This window comes from Agromyces sp. GXS1127 (genome assembly GCF_050565425.1).
In the GTDB taxonomy this organism is placed as follows: domain Bacteria; phylum Actinomycetota; class Actinomycetes; order Actinomycetales; family Microbacteriaceae; genus Agromyces.
Map to the genome: position 1 here is coordinate 159,402 of NZ_JBOCIG010000004.1, position 18,775 is coordinate 178,176.

22 protein-coding genes and 1 tRNA gene are annotated in these 18,775 nt (G+C 72.5%); 16 read left to right on the forward strand and 7 right to left on the reverse strand.

The genetic code is table 11. The annotated features are described in order from the left end of the window. The first annotated feature begins 56 nt into the window (after nt 1-56). From rplU to ACQ393_RS08755, 10 genes are all read left to right on the forward strand, one after another. A complete protein-coding gene (gene rplU / locus ACQ393_RS08710) occupies nt 57-365 on the forward strand; it encodes a 50S ribosomal protein L21 (RefSeq protein ID WP_166548834.1) in 309 nt (102 codons plus the stop codon). Nucleotides 366-386: 21 nt separating this feature from the next. Beyond that, nucleotides 387-644, forward strand: coding sequence for a 50S ribosomal protein L27 (gene rpmA / locus ACQ393_RS08715; protein ID WP_067948501.1), 258 nt, complete (start codon nt 387-389; stop codon nt 642-644). 72 nt (nt 645-716) lie between these two features. Further along, nucleotides 717-2,261 carry a GTPase ObgE gene (gene obgE / locus ACQ393_RS08720; protein WP_430646435.1) on the forward strand — a complete coding sequence of 515 codons (1,545 nt, stop codon included), beginning with the start codon at nt 717-719 and terminating at the stop codon, nt 2,259-2,261. Further along, complete coding sequence (gene proB, locus ACQ393_RS08725) at nt 2,258-3,043, forward strand: glutamate 5-kinase (protein WP_430646436.1); 786 nt, start codon at nt 2,258-2,260, stop codon at nt 3,041-3,043. The genes obgE and proB overlap by 4 nt, the downstream gene beginning before the upstream one ends. A 46-nt stretch (nt 3,044-3,089) precedes the next feature. After that, nucleotides 3,090-4,370, forward strand: coding sequence for a glutamate-5-semialdehyde dehydrogenase (locus tag ACQ393_RS08730; RefSeq protein ID WP_430646437.1), 1,281 nt, complete (start codon nt 3,090-3,092; stop codon nt 4,368-4,370). 69 nt (nt 4,371-4,439) lie between these two features. Continuing rightward, nucleotides 4,440-4,661 carry a hypothetical protein gene (locus ACQ393_RS08735; protein ID WP_430646438.1) on the forward strand — a complete coding sequence of 74 codons (222 nt, stop codon included), beginning with the start codon at nt 4,440-4,442 and terminating at the stop codon, nt 4,659-4,661. A 16-nt stretch (nt 4,662-4,677) separates the two neighbouring features. Continuing rightward, on the forward strand, nt 4,678-5,277 hold the full coding sequence (gene nadD, locus ACQ393_RS08740; RefSeq protein ID WP_430646439.1) for a nicotinate-nucleotide adenylyltransferase: 600 nt from the start codon (nt 4,678-4,680) through the stop codon (nt 5,275-5,277). Between the two features lie 578 nt (nt 5,278-5,855). Next, nucleotides 5,856-6,578, forward strand: coding sequence for a hypothetical protein (locus ACQ393_RS08745; RefSeq protein WP_430646440.1), 723 nt, complete (start codon nt 5,856-5,858; stop codon nt 6,576-6,578). Between the two features lie 52 nt (nt 6,579-6,630). Further along, nucleotides 6,631-7,038 (forward strand): ribosome silencing factor, encoded by a 408-nt coding sequence (gene rsfS, locus ACQ393_RS08750; protein ID WP_430646441.1) that lies wholly within the window; start codon nt 6,631-6,633, stop codon nt 7,036-7,038. 79 nt (nt 7,039-7,117) lie between these two features. Beyond that, nucleotides 7,118-7,193 (forward strand) — tRNA-Ala (locus ACQ393_RS08755). Nucleotides 7,194-7,280: 87 nt separating this feature from the next. Here ACQ393_RS08755 and ACQ393_RS08760 read toward each other — a convergent pair. Then, nucleotides 7,281-7,496, reverse strand: coding sequence for a hypothetical protein (locus ACQ393_RS08760; RefSeq protein WP_430646442.1), 216 nt, complete (start codon nt 7,494-7,496; stop codon nt 7,281-7,283). Nucleotides 7,497-7,617: 121 nt separating this feature from the next. Between ACQ393_RS08760 and ACQ393_RS08765 the strand changes: the two genes are divergently transcribed. Beyond that, entirely contained in the window at nt 7,618-8,124 is a 507-nt protein-coding gene (locus tag ACQ393_RS08765) for a hypothetical protein (protein ID WP_430646443.1), read from the forward strand. A gap of 88 nt (nt 8,125-8,212) precedes the next feature. On the opposite strand, the gene ACQ393_RS08770 is transcribed toward ACQ393_RS08765, so the two are convergent. The 5 genes from ACQ393_RS08770 to ACQ393_RS08790 all read right to left on the reverse strand — a co-directional run bounded on the left by ACQ393_RS08770 (nt 8,213) and on the right by ACQ393_RS08790 (nt 13,342). After that, nucleotides 8,213-9,724 carry a dihydrolipoamide acetyltransferase family protein gene (locus ACQ393_RS08770; RefSeq protein WP_430646444.1) on the reverse strand — a complete coding sequence of 504 codons (1,512 nt, stop codon included), beginning with the start codon at nt 9,722-9,724 and terminating at the stop codon, nt 8,213-8,215. Further along, nucleotides 9,721-10,749 (reverse strand): alpha-ketoacid dehydrogenase subunit beta, encoded by a 1,029-nt coding sequence (locus ACQ393_RS08775; RefSeq protein WP_430646445.1) that lies wholly within the window; start codon nt 10,747-10,749, stop codon nt 9,721-9,723. Before ACQ393_RS08775 ends, ACQ393_RS08770 begins: the two co-directional genes overlap by 4 nt. Continuing rightward, entirely contained in the window at nt 10,746-11,900 is a 1,155-nt protein-coding gene (pdhA, locus tag ACQ393_RS08780) for a pyruvate dehydrogenase (acetyl-transferring) E1 component subunit alpha (protein WP_430646446.1), read from the reverse strand. The genes ACQ393_RS08775 and pdhA overlap by 4 nt, the downstream gene beginning before the upstream one ends. A gap of 109 nt (nt 11,901-12,009) precedes the next feature. After that, nucleotides 12,010-12,504 carry an Lrp/AsnC family transcriptional regulator gene (locus ACQ393_RS08785; protein WP_430646447.1) on the reverse strand — a complete coding sequence of 165 codons (495 nt, stop codon included), beginning with the start codon at nt 12,502-12,504 and terminating at the stop codon, nt 12,010-12,012. 13 nt (nt 12,505-12,517) lie between these two features. Beyond that, nucleotides 12,518-13,342 (reverse strand): oxygenase MpaB family protein, encoded by an 825-nt coding sequence (locus ACQ393_RS08790; protein ID WP_430646448.1) that lies wholly within the window; start codon nt 13,340-13,342, stop codon nt 12,518-12,520. Between the two features lie 61 nt (nt 13,343-13,403). Here ACQ393_RS08790 and ACQ393_RS08795 point away from each other — a divergent pair, with 61 nt between their 5' ends. Together ACQ393_RS08795 and ACQ393_RS08800 are read left to right on the forward strand one after the other, a co-directional pair. Then, nucleotides 13,404-14,603, forward strand: a complete 1,200-nt coding sequence (locus tag ACQ393_RS08795) for a glycoside hydrolase family 3 N-terminal domain-containing protein (RefSeq protein WP_430646449.1) — start codon at nt 13,404-13,406, stop codon at nt 14,601-14,603. Between the two features lie 75 nt (nt 14,604-14,678). Continuing rightward, entirely contained in the window at nt 14,679-15,245 is a 567-nt protein-coding gene (locus ACQ393_RS08800) for a YceI family protein (protein ID WP_430646450.1), read from the forward strand. Nucleotides 15,246-15,353: 108 nt separating this feature from the next. On the opposite strand, the gene ACQ393_RS08805 is transcribed toward ACQ393_RS08800, so the two are convergent. Next, a complete protein-coding gene (locus ACQ393_RS08805) occupies nt 15,354-16,472 on the reverse strand; it encodes a winged helix DNA-binding domain-containing protein (protein WP_430646451.1) in 1,119 nt (372 codons plus the stop codon). A 110-nt stretch (nt 16,473-16,582) separates the two neighbouring features. Here ACQ393_RS08805 and ACQ393_RS08810 point away from each other — a divergent pair, with 110 nt between their 5' ends. From ACQ393_RS08810 to ACQ393_RS08820, 3 genes are read left to right on the forward strand one after another with little or no spacing between them, the layout of a single operon-like run. Further along, nucleotides 16,583-18,181: an ABC-F family ATP-binding cassette domain-containing protein gene (locus ACQ393_RS08810; protein WP_430646452.1), complete on the forward strand. Its 1,599-nt coding sequence runs from the start codon at nt 16,583-16,585 to the stop codon at nt 18,179-18,181. A gap of 45 nt (nt 18,182-18,226) precedes the next feature. Next, on the forward strand, nt 18,227-18,424 hold the full coding sequence (locus ACQ393_RS08815; protein ID WP_430646715.1) for a hypothetical protein: 198 nt from the start codon (nt 18,227-18,229) through the stop codon (nt 18,422-18,424). Next, nucleotides 18,397-18,750 (forward strand): DUF2200 domain-containing protein, encoded by a 354-nt coding sequence (locus ACQ393_RS08820; RefSeq protein WP_430646453.1) that lies wholly within the window; start codon nt 18,397-18,399, stop codon nt 18,748-18,750. The genes ACQ393_RS08815 and ACQ393_RS08820 overlap by 28 nt, the downstream gene beginning before the upstream one ends. Nucleotides 18,751-18,775: the final 25 nt, after the last annotated feature.

Sequence of the window (18,775 nt, forward strand, 5' to 3'; positions counted from 1 at the left end):
GTGACATCCCATCAAGTAGACGGAGTCGCAAGGCTCCCCGGAGATAGGTACGAGAAGTGGTTTACGCAGTAGTGCGCGCCGGTGGCCGGCAGGAGAAGGTCGAGGTCGGCACCATCGTGACGATGGACCGGATCGCGGCCGACAAGGACGGCAACGTCCAGCTCACGCCCGTCCTCCTCGTGGACGGCGACAAGATCACCTCCGACGCGAAGTCGCTCGCCAAGGTCACGGTCACGGCCGAGGTCCTGAACGACCTGCGCGGTCCGAAGATCGTGATCCAGAAGTTCAAGAACAAGACCGGCTACAAGAAGCGCCAGGGCCACCGCCAGGAGCTCACGCGCGTCAAGATCACCGGCATCAAGTAACGGCCAGAGGAGACAGGGACAATGGCACACAAGAAGGGTGCGAGCTCCACTCGCAACGGTCGTGACTCGAACGCCAAGCGCCTCGGCGTGAAGCGCTTCGGCGGTCAGGTCGTCTCGGCCGGCGAGATCCTCGTCCGCCAGCGCGGCACGCACTTCCACCCCGGTGCGGGTGTGGGTCGCGGCGGTGACGACACGCTGTTCGCCCTCGAGGCGGGCGCCGTCGAGTTCGGCAACAAGGGCGGCCGCAAGGTCGTGAACATCGTCTCGGTCGACGCGTAAGCAGCGACCGGTTGTCGTGAGGGCGAGCTTCGGCTCGCCCTCACGTGTTTCCACAGAAGGAGTGATGCGGCGATGGTGAGCTTCGTCGACCAGGTGCGCCTGTTCCTGCGCGCCGGCCACGGCGGCAACGGCTGCGTCTCGGTGCGCCGTGAGAAGTTCAAGCCGCTCGCCGGCCCCGACGGCGGCAACGGCGGCGACGGCGGCGACATCGTGCTCGTCGCCGACCCGCAGGTCACGACCCTCCTCGCGTACCACGGCCGCCCGCACCGCTCCTCGGAGAACGGCCAGCCCGGCGCCGGAGACAACCGATCGGGCGCCGCGGGCGAGGTCCTCGAGCTTCCCGTGCCCGTCGGCACGGTCGTCAAGGACCAGGACGGCAGCGAGCTCGTCGACCTCACCGAGCCCGGCATGCGCTTCGTCGTCGCGCCCGGCGGGCAGGGCGGCCTCGGCAACGCGGCCCTCTCCTCCCCGAAGCGCAAGGCGCCCGGCTTCGCCCTCCTCGGCACGCCCGGCTACGAGGGCGAGGTCACGCTCGAACTCAAGACCATCGCGGATGTCGCGCTCGTCGGATTCCCGTCGGCGGGCAAGTCGAGCCTCATCGCCGCGCTGTCCGCGGCGCGACCGAAGATCGCCGACTACCCCTTCACCACGCTGCACCCGAACCTCGGCGTCGTGCAGGCCGGCGACCACCGGTTCACCGTCGCCGACGTGCCCGGCCTCATCGAGGGCGCGAGCGAGGGGAAGGGCCTCGGCCTCGAGTTCCTCCGCCACGTCGAGCGGTGCTCGGCGCTCCTGCACGTGCTCGACTGCGCGACGCTCGAGCCCGGCCGCGACCCGATCACCGACCTCGAGGTCATCCTCCGCGAGCTCGAGGCGTACGAGGTGCCGGAGGGCCAGGTGCCGCTCCTCGAGCGCCCCCAGCTGGTGGCACTGAACAAGATCGACGTCCCGGAGGCGCGTGAGCTCGCCGAGTTCGTGCGCCCCGAACTGGAGTCGCGCGGGTATCGCGTGTTCGAGATCTCGAGCGTGAGCCACGAGGGCCTGCGCCAGCTCGGCTTCGCGCTCGGCGAGGTCGTCGACCGCGCCCGCGCCGAGGCCGCCGCAGAGCCCGAGGCACCCCGCATCGTGCTCCGGCCGAAGGCGGTCCGCGAGGTCGAGTTCGTCGTGAAGCCCGAGGGCGGCAGCTACGGCACGATCTACCGCGTGCTCGGCACGAAGCCCGAACGCTGGGTCGCGCAGACCGACTTCCAGAACGACGAAGCGGTCGGCTACCTCGCCGACCGGCTCGCGCGACTGGGCGTCGAGGACGAACTGGTCCGTGCCGGCGCGGTCGCCGGCTCGACGGTCGTCATCGGACCGGGCGCCGGCGTGGTCTTCGACTGGGAGCCGACGCTCACCTCGACGGCCGAGCTCATCTCCTCGCCGCGCGGCACGGACGAGCGCCTCGACGAGAACCGCCGCGCCACGCGCGCCGAGCGCCGTGCCGGGTACCACGACCGGATGGACGCCAAGGCCGAGGCCCGCGCCGAACTCCAGCGGGAGCGCGAGGCGGGTATCTGGGTCGGCGAGGACGCCGCCGCCGAGTCCGACGCCGACGACGTCGAGGGCCGGGAATGAGCCGTCTGAACCGCGACGCGATCGGGTCGGCCCGGCGCATCGTCGTCAAGGTCGGATCCTCCTCGATCTCCGGGGAGAACGCGGCGCAGATCGCGCCGCTCGTCGACGCCCTCGCGGCCGCGCACGCGCGCGGCGCCGAGGTGGTGCTCGTCTCCTCGGGCGCGATCGCGACGGGGATGCCGTACCTGCAGCTCGACGCGCGACCCGACGACCTCGCGACGCAGCAGGCCGCGGCATCCGTGGGTCAGAACATCCTCATCTACCGCTACCAGGAGTCGCTTCGTCGGTACCGGATCGTCGCCGGGCAGGTGCTGCTCACGGCGGGCGACCTCGAGAACTCCACGCATCGCCTGAACGCGCAGCGCGCCATGGAGCGGCTGCTCGGCCTCCGCATCCTCCCGATCGTGAACGAGAACGACACGGTCGCGACGCACGAGATCCGGTTCGGCGACAACGACCGGCTCGCGGCGATGGTCGCCGAGCTCACCGGCGCCGACCTGCTCGTGCTGCTCTCCGACGTCGACGCGCTGTACACGCGCCCCCCGCACCTGCCCGGCGCCGAGCGGATCGCGCACGTGCCGTTCGGCGATGAGCTCGAGGGTGTCGAGATCGGCTCGATCGGCCGCGCCGGCGTCGGCACGGGCGGTGCGGAGACGAAGGTCTCGGCCGCGCGGATCGCCGCGGCATCCGGCACCGGGGTGCTCGTGACCTCGACCGCGCTCGTCGCCGAGGCGCTGACCGGCGAGCCCGTCGGCACCTGGTTCGAGCCCGCCGCCGGCTGACGTCACACTCGGCGCCCGGTCGCGGCGCCGGAACTAGGCTGGACGCATGACCAACGTCCAGACCGCCCCCGCCGACCTCGCCGAGGTGCTCGACGCGCGACTCGCCGCGGCGAAGGAGGCCTCGCGCCGCCTGGCCCGCGCGACGACCGCCGAGAAGGATGCCGCGCTGGCGTCGATCGCGGAACGGCTCCGGGCCCGGTCCGACGACATCGTCGCTGCGAACCGCGAGGACCTCGAGCGCGGGCGCGACTCGGGCCTCGGGGCGGGTCTGCTCGACCGGCTCACCCTCGACGCGGGCCGGATCGGCTCGATCGCCGACGCGGTGCTCGACGTGATCGCGCTCGGCGACCCGATCGGCGAGACCGTGAGCGGGCGCACGCTGCCGAACGGCGTGCGCATCGAGCAGGTCCGGGTGCCCCTCGGCGTCGTGGGCGCCATCTACGAGGCGCGGCCGAACGTCACGGTCGACATCGCGGCGCTCGCGCTCAAGAGCGGCAACGCCGTCGCGCTGCGGGGCGGCTCGGCCGCCGAGCGCACCAACGCCCTGCTCGTCGACGTGCTCCGGGAGGCGATCGAGGCGGCGGGGCTCCCGGGCGAGGTCGTGCAGACGGTCGACGACTACGGCCGCGAGGGCGCGCGGCACCTCATGCGCTCGCGCGACTACGTCGACGTCCTGATCCCGCGGGGGAGCGCGGCGCTGATCCGCGCGGTCGTCGACGAGGCGACCGTGCCGGTGATCGAGACCGGCGCCGGCGTCGTCCACATGTTCCTCGACGCGAGCGCGCGGGAGGACTGGTCGGTCGACCTCGTGCACAACGCGAAGGTCCAGCGGCCGAGCGTCTGCAACGCCCTCGAGACGCTGCTCGTGCACGCCGATGCCGCCGAACGGCTGCTCCCGCCCGTGCTCGCCCGGCTCGAGGCCTCAGGGGTCACCGTGCACGGCGACGAGCGGGTGCGCGCGCTCCACCCGGACGCCCTGCCGACGACCGAGGAGGACTGGGGCACCGAGCACATGAGCCTCGACCTCAACGTGGGCGTCGTCGACTCCCTCGACGACGCGCTCGCGCACATCCGTCGCTTCTCGACGAAGCACACCGAGTCGATCGTGACGAACGACCTCGGCAACGCCGAGCGGTTCCTCGACGAGGTCGACGCCGCAGCGGTCATGGTGAACGCCTCGACGCGCTTCACCGACGGCGCCGAATTCGGCTTCGGCGCGGAGGTCGGGATCTCGACGCAGAAGCTGCACGCCCGCGGTCCGATGGGCCTGCCCGAGCTGACGAGCACGAAGTGGATCGTGCGCGGCTCGGGCCACGTGCGCGCCTGAGCCGGATCCGGACCGGCGCCCCCGCTAGACTGTCCTGAGCGTCACCCGAAACACCTGGAGGAACGGCTGATGAGCCTGGCGACCGCACTGCAGACGAGCATGGTCCTGACCGAGACCGTGCACGCGAGGGAACTCCCGTTCGACGCGATCTGGTTCGGCGTCATCGCCTTCGCGATCTTCGCGGCGCTCGGGTTCGTCGTCTACTCCTACCGCGACGTGGCCAACCGCCACCGTTCGAAGGCCGAGGCCTACGCGGCCCGCCACGCGGGAGACGAGCACGGCGGCCACTGACACGGTCGGCCAGGCCATGACCTCGGCGGCGCGGCGCCCTCGCCTCGGCGTGATGGGCGGCACGTTCGACCCCATCCATCACGGGCACCTCGTGGCGGCCAGCGAGGTCGCGCAGGAGTTCGGCCTCGACGAGGTGGTGTTCGTGCCGACCGGCCGGCCCTACTACAAAGAGGTCGTGACGCCGGCCGAGCACCGTTACCTGATGACCGTCATCGCGACGGCGTCCAACCCGCGGTTCACGGTCAGCCGGGTCGACATCGACCGCGAGAAGCCGACCTACACGATCGACACGCTGCGCGACATCCGTCGGGAACGGCCGGAGGCCGACCTGTTCTTCATCTCGGGCGCCGACGCGATCGCGCAGATCCTGTCGTGGAAGGACGTCGAGGAGCTCTGGAGCCTCGCGCACTTCGTGGCTGTGAGTCGTCCGGGACATGTGCTGTCCGTTTCGGGACTGCCCGAGCAGGACGTAAGCTTGCTTGAAGTCCCGGCGTTGGCGATCTCGTCGACCGATTGCCGGGACCGAGTGCACCGGGGATCACCGGTGTGGTACCTGGTGCCTGACGGGGTCGTCCAGTACATCTCCAAGCACCACCTCTACCGGAGAGTCGAATGACGTCGTCGCACGAACCGCCGCTCACGCGCCGAGAGATGCGCGAACGCGAGCGCATGCTCGAGCAGCAGCGCGCCGCGGCGGCCCCGTCGACCCCGGAGGGCGGTGCGCCCGCACCCGCGGGACCTCCCGGCGCCCAGCAGTACGCGCAGCCCGAGCGACCGGCCTTCGCGTCGGGCCCGGACCCGCGCGCGGCGCAGCCCGGCCGGCCGGCCCCCGGCGGTCAGCCCGGCGGTCCGCCGCAGCGGCCGGCCGATCCCCGTCAGGGCGTGCCGGCTCAGCGCCCGCCGCAGGAATGGTCCGACCAGCGACGTCAGCCAGGGCCTCCGGAGCCGCGTCCGGTCTCCGGACCCGCCGGCTCGGGGGCCCCGATGCAGGCGCCGCCGCGAGCCGCGCAGCCGCCCCGATCGGCGACGACCTCGGGTCCGATGCCGGCCCCGGCCGACGCTCGGCCGTATGCCGGCCAGCAGCAGCAGCCGTCCGCCCCGGCACCGGCGCGCCCGCCGCAGGGTCCGCCGCGCAGCGCTCCTGCCCGGCAGACCACTCCCGAGCGGACGCTCACGCGGCGCGAGCTCCGTGCGATGCTCGAGTCGCACTCCGGCGACGGCTTCGAGCAGGACGATGACCTCGCGCCCGAGTCGACGCCGCGGCGTCCGATGCCGGCGGGTGCGGCCGCCCCGCAGCGTCAGCCGCAGCCGCAGGCCCAGGGCGCCGGGAGGCCGCCGCAGGCGCCGCCGCGGCATCCGCACCAGCCGGCGCCGTCGCGCGCGGCAGCACCGCACACGACGGTCGATGCCGGTCTCGACGAGCCGGTCGCCGCGCCGAAGCCGGTCGGGCACTGGACCTCGCAGCTGAACCTGCCGGACGACCACTCCGAGCCGTACGACCAGCTGCTCTCACGCGGCGGGTCCGCGCGTGGCGTCCCCACCACCACGAACGCGCTCATCCTCCCGTCGCTGCCCGACCAGAGCCCGCTCGGGCAGCAGCTCGCGCCGAGCGGCGAGATCATCGTGACCGGCTCCATCGACCTGCCCCGCAGCTACGGCGCGACGGGCGTGCACCCGAGCCAGATCGACTCGAGCGACGTCGATCGCCTGTTCGACGCGGAGGACCTGGCCGGACCGGGCGTCGCCCCGATCTCGGCGACGCGCGCGATCAGCACGCAGCAGCCGAGCAAGGCCATGATGGCACCGCCGAGCAAGGAGGGCATGAACGTGCCGCTCGTGCTGGCGGTCACCGCGGGCGTGCTCGCCCTCGGCGTCGTCGCGACGCTCGTCGTCGGCGCGATGGCAGGGCTGTTCTGATCGGGCAGATGATGGGAGCGGGCCCTCCGTCGGCTCCCGGGAAGTCGAGGACATGACCGCAAGCGACCACGCACACCGCCTGCTGGCCGTCGCCGCGCGCGCAGCCGATGCGAAGGGCGGTGAGGACCTCGTCGCGCTCGACGTGTCAGAGCCGTTGCCGTTCGCCGACGTCTTCCTGCTCGTCACCGGTGCGGCCGAACGCAACGTCGTCGCGATCGCCGACGCCGTCGTCGAGGCCCTTCGCGAGGAGGGTCAGGACGTCGCACGTCGCGAGGGCCGCGACGGCGGCCGTTGGGCTCTGCTCGACTTCGGCGACCTCGTCGTGCACGTCTTCCATCGCGAGGAGCGCATGTACTACGGACTGGAGCGTCTCTGGCGCGACTGCCCGGCGATTCCCGTCGCGCCGCTCATCGAGCGCGACGGGTCGTCGACCAGGCCGGGGTCGGGTGCCCGGGGCTGAGGCCGCCTCGATTTCGTTTCCTCCCGGAGGCTGGTGTACGCTGAATCCGTTGCCCCGAGCGGGCAGCGAAACCTGAAACGGGTCTGTGGCGCAGCTGGTAGCGCACCTGCATGGCATGCAGGGGGTCAGGGGTTCGAGTCCCCTCAGATCCACCATTTCGAAGAGAAACCCTCGAGCGGAGCGCTCGAGGGTTTCGTCGTCTCCGACCCGAGGTGCGACGGCCTGCGAGGCGGGCGCGAGGCTCAGGCGGCGCGGGTCGCATGCGAGCGGCGGCCGCGGATGATCGACTCGGGCGCGGCGGTTAAGCGACCCGTCCGCCCGTCTTCGGTGAGGTACTGGACGCGGATGCCGCGACCGACCCGGGCGACCTTCGTCACCTCGTACGAGCCGCCGGTGGCGCTGACGAGGACGTCGCCCACGGCGAGCTCCCTGGCCTGCATCAGTTCGACGATTCCCATGTCGAGAGGTTCTCATGACCCACCGACATTCCGGCCGGCTGCGATGCGGCGCGCTGGCTTGACCGCCCCACCGGCCCGGCCCACAATTGGGGGACATGCTGACTCTGGGGGATTGCGCGTCATGAGCGACACGACCACTCGCACCATCGACCAGCCCGGCGGCGACGCCGCCTACGGCGACACGGTCGTCTTCCAGCCCGAGGCCGACGCCGCCGAGGCCCCCGCGGACACCACGCCCAAGCGCGGATCCTGGAGCCGCGACCTTCGCTTCATGCTCGTCGTGCTCGTCGCGATCGCCGCGCTGTTCCTCGCGTTCGCCCTGGTCGTCGCGTTCAGCCCCGACGCATCCGGCATCGCCGCCCTGGCCATCGTCGCGGCCCCGATCGCGACCATGGTCGCGGCATATTACGGCATCTCGCTCGCGCTGCGCCAGGTCGCCGAAGCCCGTCGATCGGCGGACGCCGCCGATGCCCGTGCGCGTGCCGCCGAGACCAGTGCTCGCGAGTCCGACGCGTGGGCCGCGCAGATGGAGTCCGGCCTGCGCGTCGCGGTGGCCAAGCTCGAGGCGGCACGCATCGAGACCCGCGACGTGCAGCGCGCCGCCGGCACCCCCGACGACTTCTTCTAGACCGGCCGGAGCCCGGAACGACGAAGGCGCACCCCCGAGGGTGCGCCTTCGCCGTGCCCGGCAGCGGTTCCAGCTGCGACGATCGACCTCAGAGGTCGGCGAGCAGCGAGATCGGGTGCTCGATGCACCCGGCGACGAACGTCAGGAACGCGGCCGCCTCGGCGCCGTCGCAGACGCGGTGGTCGAACGAGATCGTCAGCTCCGTGAGGGTCCGTACCGTGATCTGCCCGTCCACGACCCACGGCCGCTCCACGAGCCGCCCGAGGCCGAGCATCGCGGCCTCCGGGTGGTTGATGATCGCGGCGGAGCCGTCGACGCCGAGCGTGCCGTAGTTGTTCAGCGTGAACGTGCCGCCGGTGAGCGCATCGGGCGGGAACGCACCGGTCGATGCCTGGTCGGTGCGGGCCTGGATCGCGTCCCGCAGCTCCCGGAGCGACATCCCCTCGACACCGTGGACCACCGGCACGAGGAGGCCCCGGGGCGTCTGCGCGGCCAGCCCGAGGTTGATCCCCGAGTGCAGCACGAGTTCGTTCCGGTCGGCGTCGAAGCTGGCGTTCAGCGACGGATGGCGCCGGAGCCCCGCGATCGCGAACCGGGCGACGAGCGCGGTGATCCCGAACTTCTCGCCCGTGGCCGCGTTGAGCTGACGACGCGCCGCGAGGAGCTCGGTCGCGTCGACGTCCACCCACACGGTCGCCTCGGGGATCTCCCGACGCGAGCGCGTGAAGTGCGCGGCGGCGGCGCGCTGCATCCGGTCGAGCGGCACACGCTGTTCGCCCGCGCGCGGCGACGCCGGAGCGGCGGGTGCCGCAGGCATCGTGGGCATCGCGGGCGCCGCGCCCCGACCCGCGCGCGCCTCGTCGAGCTCGGTGATGAACGCCTCGACGTCGGCGCGCACGACGAGACCGTCGGGACCGCTGCCGAGCAGTTCGCTGGCGTCGAAACCGTGCTCCCGGGCGAGCCGGCGCACGATGGGCGAGATGACGGGGGAGTGCCGGCCCTGCTCCAGCGTGTGCGCCGCATGCGCCTCGGCGAGCGCCGCCTCGTCCGCGGCGCCCCGGTCGCCGTCCGTCGAGTCGGCCGGGCCGGCTGCGGTCGGCTCCGCGCCGGACTCGCTGCTCCGTCGCCCGAAACGCGACGGCGCGGAGGCCGACCGCGCCGTGGCCGCGCTCGCGCGGGTGCCGTAGCCGATGAGGACGGCGCCCGACTCCTCGGAGGCCGCGTCGGTGGGGACGGCGATGCCGGGCTCGGCCGCCACGGGCGCGGCGGGTGCTGAGGACGCCGACGCGGCGGGCGCGGAGGCCGCGGACGCCGGCCCCGCGGCATCCGTGGTGGCTTCGGTCGCTTCGGCGGGCGCGCCCACGGGCGTCAGGCGCATGAGCACCTCGCCGGCGTGCAGCACCTGGCCGACCTCGCCGCCGAGCGACTCGACGACGCCCGCGAACGGTGTCGGCAGCTGCACGACGGACTTCGCCGACTCGAGCTCGACGACCGGCTGGTCGACGCTCACCTCATCGCCGGGGGCGACGAGCCAGGCGACGACCTCGGCCTCGGTCAGGCCCTCGCCGAGGTCGGGCAGGATGAACTCGCGCGCGCTCATGCGAGGTCCCATTCCCAGGAGGCGAGCGCCTCGAGCACCCGGTCGGGCGTCGGCAGGTAGTGCTCCTCGAGCTTCGGCGACGGGTACGGGATGTCGTAGCCCGTGATCCGGAGGATCGGCGCGGCGAGGTGGAAGAAGTTGCGCTCGGTCAGGCGCGCGGCGACCTCGGCGCCGTAGCCGCCGAACTGCGCGGCCTCGTGGATGACGGCCGCGCGAGAGGTCTTGCGGAGGGACGCACCGACGGTCTCGTCGTCGAACGGCGAGAGGCTGCGGAGGTCGACGACCTCGATCGAGAGCCCCTCGGCCTCGGCGGCGGCCGCGGCATCCATCGCGGTGCGCACGGTCGGACCGTAGCCGATGAGGGTCACGTCGGTGCCCTCGCGGACGACCTCGGCCCGGTTCATCGGGGCTGTGCGCACGGGCAGCGCCAGCTCGGCCTTCGACCAGTAGCGGCTCTTCGGCTCCATGAACACGATCGGGTCGTCGCTGTCGATGGCCTCGCGGAGCATCGAGTACGCGTCGGCCGGATTCGAGGGCATGACGACGGTGAGGCCGGGCGTCGCGGCCCAGTACGCCTCGGAGGAGTCGGAGTGGTGCTCGACGCCGCCGATCGCGCCCGCGCACGGGATGCGGATGACCATCGGCAGGCTCACGCGTCCCTTGGTGCGGTTCCGCATCTTCGCCACGTGCGAGACGATCTGCTCGAACGCCGGGTAGCTGAACGCGTCGAACTGCATCTCGACGACCGGGCGCAGCCCGTACATCGCCATGCCCACCGCGGTGCCCACGATGCCCGCCTCGGCGAGCGGGGAATCCCATACGCGGTCCTCGCCGAAGGCGGCCTGCAGGCCGTCGGTCACGCGGAAGACGCCGCCGAGCGGGCCGACGTCCTCGCCGTAGACGACGACGCGGTCGTCCTCGGCCATCGCGTCGCGGAGGGCGGCGTTCAGCGCGCCCGCCATGGTGAAGGGCTGAGGGGCGGATGCCGCGGCATCCGTCGCGGGCTCGGTGACGGGCGTGCTCATCGGGCGGCCACCTCCTCGCGAGCCGGCGCGGCATGGGCGGCGGGGGCGGCGTGGGCGGCGAGCTCGGCCCCGAGGGCGGCGCGCTGCTCGGCGAGCGCGGTGCGCGGGGTCGCGTAGACGTGGTCGAAGAGCTCGAGCGGGTCGAGCTCGGGGGCCTCGCTCATCGCCTCGCGCGTTCGGGCCGCGAGGGCCTCGCCGGCCTCGGCGATCTCGGTGCGCACCTCGTCGGTGAGCGCGCCCTCGGAGACGAGGTACTTCTCGAGGCGCTCGATCGGGTCGCGGCGCTTCCAGTGCTCGACGTCGCGCGCCGCGCGGTAGCGCGTGGGGTCGTCGGAGTTGGTGTGCGACTCGATGCGGTACGTGAGGCCCTCGATGAGGGTCGGCCCGCCGCCCGAGCGGGCGCGGTCGACGGCGGCGGTCGCGACGGCGAACATCGCCGCGACGTCGTTGCCGTCGACGTGGTATCCCGGCATGCCGTAGCCGACGGCCTTGTCGGCGAGGGTCGTCGCGTGCGTCTGGCGGGCGATGGGCGTGCTGATCGCGAACTGGTTGTTCTGCACCAGGAACACGGTCGGGGTCCGCCAGACGGCGGCGAAGTTGAACGCCTCGTGCGCGTCGCCCTCGCTGGTGGCGCCGTCGCCGAGGTAGGTGAGCGTCACGATCGGGTCGTTGCGCAGGCGCGCGGCGTGGGCCAGGCCGACGGCGTGCAGCGCCTGCGTCGCGAGCGGCGTGGCCATGGCGGCCGTCCGGTGCGCGTGCTGGTCCCAGCCATTGTGCCAGTCGCCGCGGAACGACTGGAGGATCTCACCGGGCTCGAGTCCGCGGGTGAGCAGCGCGATGCTGTCGCGATAGGTCGGGAACAGCCAGTCGTCGGCCGTGATCGCCGACACGACGCCGATCTCGCAGGCCTCCTGGCCATACGCGGACGGATAGGTCGCGAGGCGGCCCTGCTTGGTGAGCGCGGTGACCTGGACGTCGAAGCGGCGCGCGATGACCATGCGCCGGTAGAGGTCGAGCAGGCGCTCGACGGGCGGGAGCTCGAAGCCGCCGGTCTCGCGTCCTTGCAGCGCATGCCCCGCGTTGTCCAGGAGTCGGATCGGCTTCTCGGATGGGAGGACACGGGTCTCGTGATGCTCGACGTTGAGGCTCATGTGGCCATGGTGCGACAGTCTGCACGGCCCTCGCTCGGGGTACGAGGCAACCGTGAACGATCGGCACCGGAACGGCGAAACACGGACCGATCGTCCTACCGCGACGGGCTCAGGCGCGCCAGATGTCCAGCGACTGCGCGGGGGGTCGGCCGTCGAGCTCCTCCAGGATCAGATGCGAGCGCGTCGACACGACACCGGGCATGTCGTGGATGTCGCGGAGGATCGCCTGGCTGAGCTGCTCGTGGTCGGGAGCACTCACCGTCAGGATGATGTCGATGTCGCCGGAGACCGCCTGCACCTTCTCGACGAACGGCAGCGTGGCGAGCTTGGCCGCGATCGACTCCCACGACACGTCGCCGATCCGGACGACGACGAGCGCCGAGATGTTGAGCCCGATGGACCTCCGGTCGATCTGCGCGCCGAAGCCGGTGATGACCCCGCGCTGCTGGAGGGCGATGACCCGATTGTGCGCCGCCGTGCGGGAGATGTGCACGCGTTCGGCGAGGGTCCGCACCGAGAGGCGGCCGTCCCGGCTGAGCTCCGCGACGATCCGCCGGTCGATCGCGTCGAGCGGCTCGTCGTTGTGCGGTGCGTGTTGGGTCATCGTCGTCCTCGGGTCAGTGCCCAGCGTACCGGCTGCGCCGCCGGACCCGACGGAGCGATGCCCGCGTCGGGATCGCGCGGACCTGCGCCGGGACGATCCGGCGGAGCAGGGCGATCGTGACGAGCCATCCGTGGGCCGCTCGTCGGATGCGCGGGGTCCAGCGAATCCCGTACGCGGCACGCAGCGCGGGCGGCAGGAGCGCCGCCGTGACGAGCCGCACGGGGACCATGACGGGGACGAGCATCGGCGGCAGCCCGACGCCCATCAGGAGGTCGCGCGCGACCGACCTGGCGTCGGCGCCGACGCGCAGCGCGCCGACCCGGTCGGCCCACCAGGCGTCGAACTCCGCCCGCGTCTCGGGCCAGCCCGCCGGGGCCCCCTGGAGGCGCGCCGCGATCGGGGCGTAGCCCCGGACGAGCGCGTCGGCGGTCGCCGTGTCGAGCGGCGAGCCGGTGAGTCGCTCCTCCAGCTCGAGTGCGACGGCCAGCAGGGTGGCGGCGACCCATCGCTGCGCGTCGGCGTCGCGCGCGTCGTAGGCGGGACGGTGCGGATGCTCGCCCGCCCCGCGAACCCGCGCATGCCTCGCATCCACGATCCGAGAGACGTGCCGGATGTCGCGGTCGTCGCCGAACACGAGCGCGGTGAGGTACGCGTGCGTGCCGACCAGCCGGTCGAGCGGGCGGTCGCGGAACCGGCTGTGGCGCGCAACCCCGGCGGCGACGCGGGGGTCGGCGAGCTGGAGCAGGATGGCCGCGGCGCCGCCGGCCATCAGCGTGGCATCCGCCGCGTGCCGTCGGAGGACCGCCTGCGCGGTCGCGGAATCGAGGTCGTCGCTCACGGATCCAGTCTCCACCGGGCGGCCGTGCGACGCGCACAGCGGCGCCGCGTAGACTCCCCGGGTGCGTCGGAGAGCAGGTTCGCTGTCGGTCGCCGCGCTCGTGTTCGGCGCGGCGCTCCTCGCGGGCTGCGCGACGACGGGTCCGTCGGCCCCCGCCGCGACGAGCGAGGCCGGCTCGACCCCGTCGCCCACGCCGACGCCGACGCCTCCGACACCCGCCGAGTGGGCGGCGGACCGGGTGGCGGCGATGACGGACGAGGAGCGCGCCGCGTCGCTGCTGATGCTCCACGCGCCGGGCACCGACCCCGACGCGATGCGCGCGCTGCTCGACCAGGGCATCGCCGGCGTCATCCTCATGGGCGACAACATCCCGGGCTCGGAGGCGGAGCTCGCCGCACTCACCGGCGCCCTCCAGGACGACCCCGAGGCGGCGACGCTCATCGGCATCGACCAGGAGGGCGGAATCGTCAGCCGCATCGCCTGGGATCCGGCGCCCGCGCCGTACGACCTGCGCGACGGGCCGGCCTCGGCGACGCGCGAGGCATACGCCGCGCGCGCGGCGGCCCTCGCGGCATCCGGGGTCAACATCAACTTCGGGATCGTGGCGGATGTCACGGACGACGCGGGGTCGTTCATCTACGACCGCGTCCTCGGCACGACCCCGCAGTCGTCGGCCGAGCACGTCGCCGCAGCCGTCGACGGCGAACGGGGGACCGTCGCCAGCACGGTCAAGCACTTCCCGGGGCACGGCGCGGCACCGGGCGACTCCCATGTGTCGGTTCCGTCGGCGCCGTTGACGCTCGACGAATGGCGTGCCGGCCCGGCGCTGCCGTTCGCAGCGGCGATCGACGCCGACGTCGAACTCGTGATGACCGGGCACCTCAGCTATCCCGCGGTGGACGACGCGCCGGCGTCGCTGTCGGCCGCATGGCACGACGTCCTCCGCGACGAACTCGGCTTCGAGGGCGTGCTCGTCACGGATGACATGCTGATGCTGCAGCACAACGGGCTCGCCGAGTACGCCGACCCCGGCGAGAACGCCATCCGGGCGGTCGCGGCCGGCAGCGACCTGCTGCTCTACGTCCTGCCGGCCGACCCGTCGGAGTTCGGGATCAGTGTCGAGGGCCTTGCGGCATCCATCGCCGGCGCGGTGGCCGACGGCCGGATCCCGTCGGATCGCCTCGAGGAGGCGGCGATCCGCGTGCTGGAACTCCGCCGCACGATCGCGTCGGCGCACGGTGAGGCGGCACTCAGGGAATAGATCGCGTCATTCGATACGTTTGCATTCATCGTGGCCATCCGGCCCGGCACCGCAACGACTGGGAGAGAGACCCGAATGACGACGACCGCGACGAACCTCGAGATCCCCGGCTACCGCGCCGGCACTTGGAAGGTCGACCCGACCCACAGCGAGGTGGCCTTCAGCGTCCGCCACCTGATGATCAGCAAGGTCAAGGGCAAGTTCGAGCGCTTCGACGCCAGCTTCGTGACCGGCGAGGACCCGCTCGACTCGCGCGTGACCGCCACGGCCGAGGTCGCGTCCATCAACACCAACGAGCCCAACCGCGACGCGCACCTGCGCACCAACGACTTCTTCCAGGCCGACCAGTACCCGACGATCGAGTTCGTCTCGACGGGCGTCCGGGTCGAGGGCGGCGAGTTCAAGGTGGACGGCGACCTGACGATCAAGGGCGTCACGAAGCCGGTCACGTTCGACTTCGACTTCGGCGGCTTCGGCACCGACCCGTACGGCAACTACAAGGGCGGCGCCACGGCGAAGACCGTGATCAACCGCGAGGACTTCGGCCTCACCTGGAACGCGACCCTCGAGACCGGCGGGGTCCTCGTCGGCGAGCAGGTCACGATCACCATCGACCTCCAGGCGGCGCTCGTCCAGGAGTGATCGCACGTCGCTCGGTTCGTCCGGGCGGATGACGCGACGAGGGGTCGCATCGGCGGACGCCGGTGCGGCCCCTCGGCCGCGTGTGCGGCCTGCTCGGGCGCCCCGCGGTCACGCGACGGTCGAGTCGATGCCCTGCAGGTCGGTGCCCTGGAACCTCGCCCACGCCCGGAGCGGGCGCTCGAACCGGCGTTCCGCCGACGCGGTCGGCGTCTCGAACCACCGCAGCCCGACACGCGGCTTCGCAGCGGTGCCGCTGCGCTTCCACGTGCCCACGACGCGCCCGTCGAGGACCAGCACCGGCTGGAACACGCCGTTGCCGCCGGGGATCACGAGGTCGCCGAATCGCGGGTCGCACACCGGGGAGCGGTCGGCGTAGCCGAGGTAGTACTCGTCGAACCCGGCGAGCGCGAGCGCGCCGCTCGGCCGGGATGCCGCGGCATCCGTCGCACCGGCGCCGACGTACCGGTCGGGCCCGTCATCGGCGGTGCCGTCCACGAAGCGCTCGACCCGCTCGCCCGCCGCATGGAGCGCGGTTCGCGTGTCGCGCACCGTCAGGCCGGTCCACCACGCGAAGTCGGCGAGCGTCGCCGGGCCGTGGCCGCGGAGGTACGCCGTGAACAGCTCGGCGAGCGTCTGCTCGGCCGTCTCGGGCTCGTCTGCCCCCGCGGGCGCCCACTCGTCGAGCAGCGCGAAGTGCTGCACGCGCCCGGCGACCGGGCCGCCGCAGAGCACGCCGTCGAGCGCGAGCCACCAGATCAGGTGGTAGGTTCGCGGACCGGTCGCCTCGATGCCCGCCTCGCTCCACAGCGAGGCGAGTTCGTCGCGCGTCGCGGTGCCGCCCCCGGCGAGCGCGCGCTCGACTGCGTCGCGCGCAGCGCGGTACTCGACGTCACCGAGCTCGAGCCGCTCGTGCCGGAGTCGCGCATTCGCGAGCACCCGGGGCGACGTCAACCGCAGCGTCGGACGCAACAGCCGGGTCGGCAGGATGTGCAGCGTTCCGCGCATCGGCCACGAACGGACGATGCGCCGCCCGGCGAGGGCGGCGTCGATCGACTCCGGCGCGGGCCGCGTCATCCGCGACCCGATCGCCCACTTCGCCGCGCCCAGGTCCTGCGCCTGGACCGCCCCGAGTCGCTCGACGACGCCCACGGCGTCGTCGGCCGGCGTGCGGAACCCGTGCGAGTGCAGGCGCACCGCACGCGTGAGCTGGGACGAACCGGTCGGCATGCGGCCAGTCTGCCGTGCACCGCCGACACGAGGCATCCGCCGCCCCGGCTAGACTGGAGGGCTGTGCCGCTCGGCACGCCACCCCACCCTGTTCCCGCCCGGAGGTCACCGTGCTCGCCGTCCACGATCTCGAGATCCGCGTCGGCGCGCGCGTGCTCATGGAGGACGTGAGCTTCCGCGTCACGGCCGGCGACAAGATCGGGCTCGTCGGGCGCAACGGCGCCGGCAAGACGACGCTCACGAAGACGCTCGCGGGGGAGACCCTGCCGACCGGCGGGCGGATCGACCGTTCGGGCGAGATCGGTTACCTGCCGCAGGACCCCCGCTCGGGCGACCCCGAGATGCTCGCGCGCACGCGCATCCTCGACGCGCGCGGGCTCGGCTCGATCGTCGTCGGCATGCGCGAGGCGTCCGAGAAGATGGGCTCGACCGACCCTGCGGTCGCGGAGAAGGCGATGAAGCGCTTCGGCACGCTGACCGACCGCTTCACCGCGCTCGGAGGCTACGCCGCTGAAGCCGAGGCCGCGTCGATCGCGTCGAACCTGAACCTGCCCGACCGGATCCTCGACCAGCCGCTGAAGACGCTGTCCGGCGGCCAGCGCCGCCGCATCGAGCTCGCGCGCATCCTCTTCTCCGACGCCGACACGATGATCCTCGACGAGCCCACCAACCACCTCGACGCCGACTCCGTCGTGTGGCTCCGCGAGTTCCTGAAGAACTACAGGGGCGGCGTCATCGTCATCAGCCACGACGTCGAGCTCGTCGGCGAGGTCGTGAACCGCGTGTTCTACCTCGACGCGAATCGGTCGCTCATCGACGTGTACAACATGGGCTGGAAGCACTACCTCCGCCAGCGCGCCGCCGACGAGGAGCGCCGCAAGAAGGAGCGTGCCAACGCCGAGAAGAAGGCGTCCGCCCTGCAGCAGCAGGCCGCGCGCTTCGGCGCGAAGGCGTCGAAGGCCGCCGCCGCCCACCAGATGGTCGCGCGCGCCGAGAAGCTGCTCGCCGGCCTCGACGAGGTGCGCGCGGTCGACCGGGTCGCGAAGCTCCGGTTCCCGACGCCCGCGCCCTGCGGCCGCACGCCGCTCACGGCGGCCGACCTGTCGAAGAGCTACGGCTCGCTCGAGATCTTCACCGCCGTCGACCTCGCGATCGACCGGGGCTCGAAGGTCGTCATCATCGGCCTGAACGGCGCGGGCAAGACGACCCTGCTGCGCATCCTCGCCGGCGTCGACCGGCCCGACAGCGGTGTCGTGGAGGCCGGCCACGGACTCCGGATCGGCTACTACGCGCAGGAGCACGAGACGCTCGACGTCTCGCGGACCGTGCTCCAGAACATGGTCAGCGCCTCGCCCAACCTCACCGAGACCGAGGCGCGCAAGGTGCTCGGCTCGTTCCTCTTCACCGGCGACGACGTGCACAAGCCCGCCGGCGTGCTCTCCGGCGGCGAGAAGACCCGCCTCGCGCTCGCGACCATCGTCGTCTCCGGGGCGAACGTGCTCCTCCTCGACGAGCCGACGAACAACCTCGACCCCGCCAGCCGCGAGGAGATCCTCGACGCGCTCGCGCACTACGAGGGCGCGGTCGTCCTCGTCTCCCACGACCCCGGCGCGGTCGAGTCGCTGAATCCCGAGCGCGTGCTCATCATGCCCGACGGCGTCGAGGACCACTGGAGTCGCGAGTACCAGGAGCTCATCGAGTTGGCGTAGGGCACGACGGTGGTCCGGCTCGCGGCGTCGTGACTCTCGACGCACCTGCACGCGGACCACTGCGGCGGGAACCTCCTCTTCGCCGGCACCCCGATCCACGTCCAGCGCCGCGAGCTCGTGGACGCGCGCACCCCGGACGAGTACGGACGACCCCTGGCAGCGCCCCGTAGGCTGACCGAGGCGGGGACCCCGCTTCGACGGAGGAGGAGTCGCACGTGGCCGGACACCGGATCTACGGCATGAGCTTCAGCAGCATCCACCCGCTGTACGTGCAGAAGGTCGAGCGCAAGCACCACAGCAGGGCGGAGGTCGACCAGGTGATCCGGTGGCTCACGGGGTACGACGAGGCCGGCCTCGATGAGGCGATCAGCGACGGGCGCACGCTCGAGCAGTTCTTCGCCGACGCGCCGGCCTTCAACCCCGACGCCGCGCTCATCACGGGGGTGATCTGCGGCATCCGCGTCGAGGAGATCGAGGATCCGCTCATGCAGAAGATCCGCTACATGGACAAGCTCGTCGACGAGGTCGCCCGCGGCAAGAAGATGGCCTCGATCCTGCGCGGTTCGTGAACGGATGCCGCGGCGCGCCTCCCGC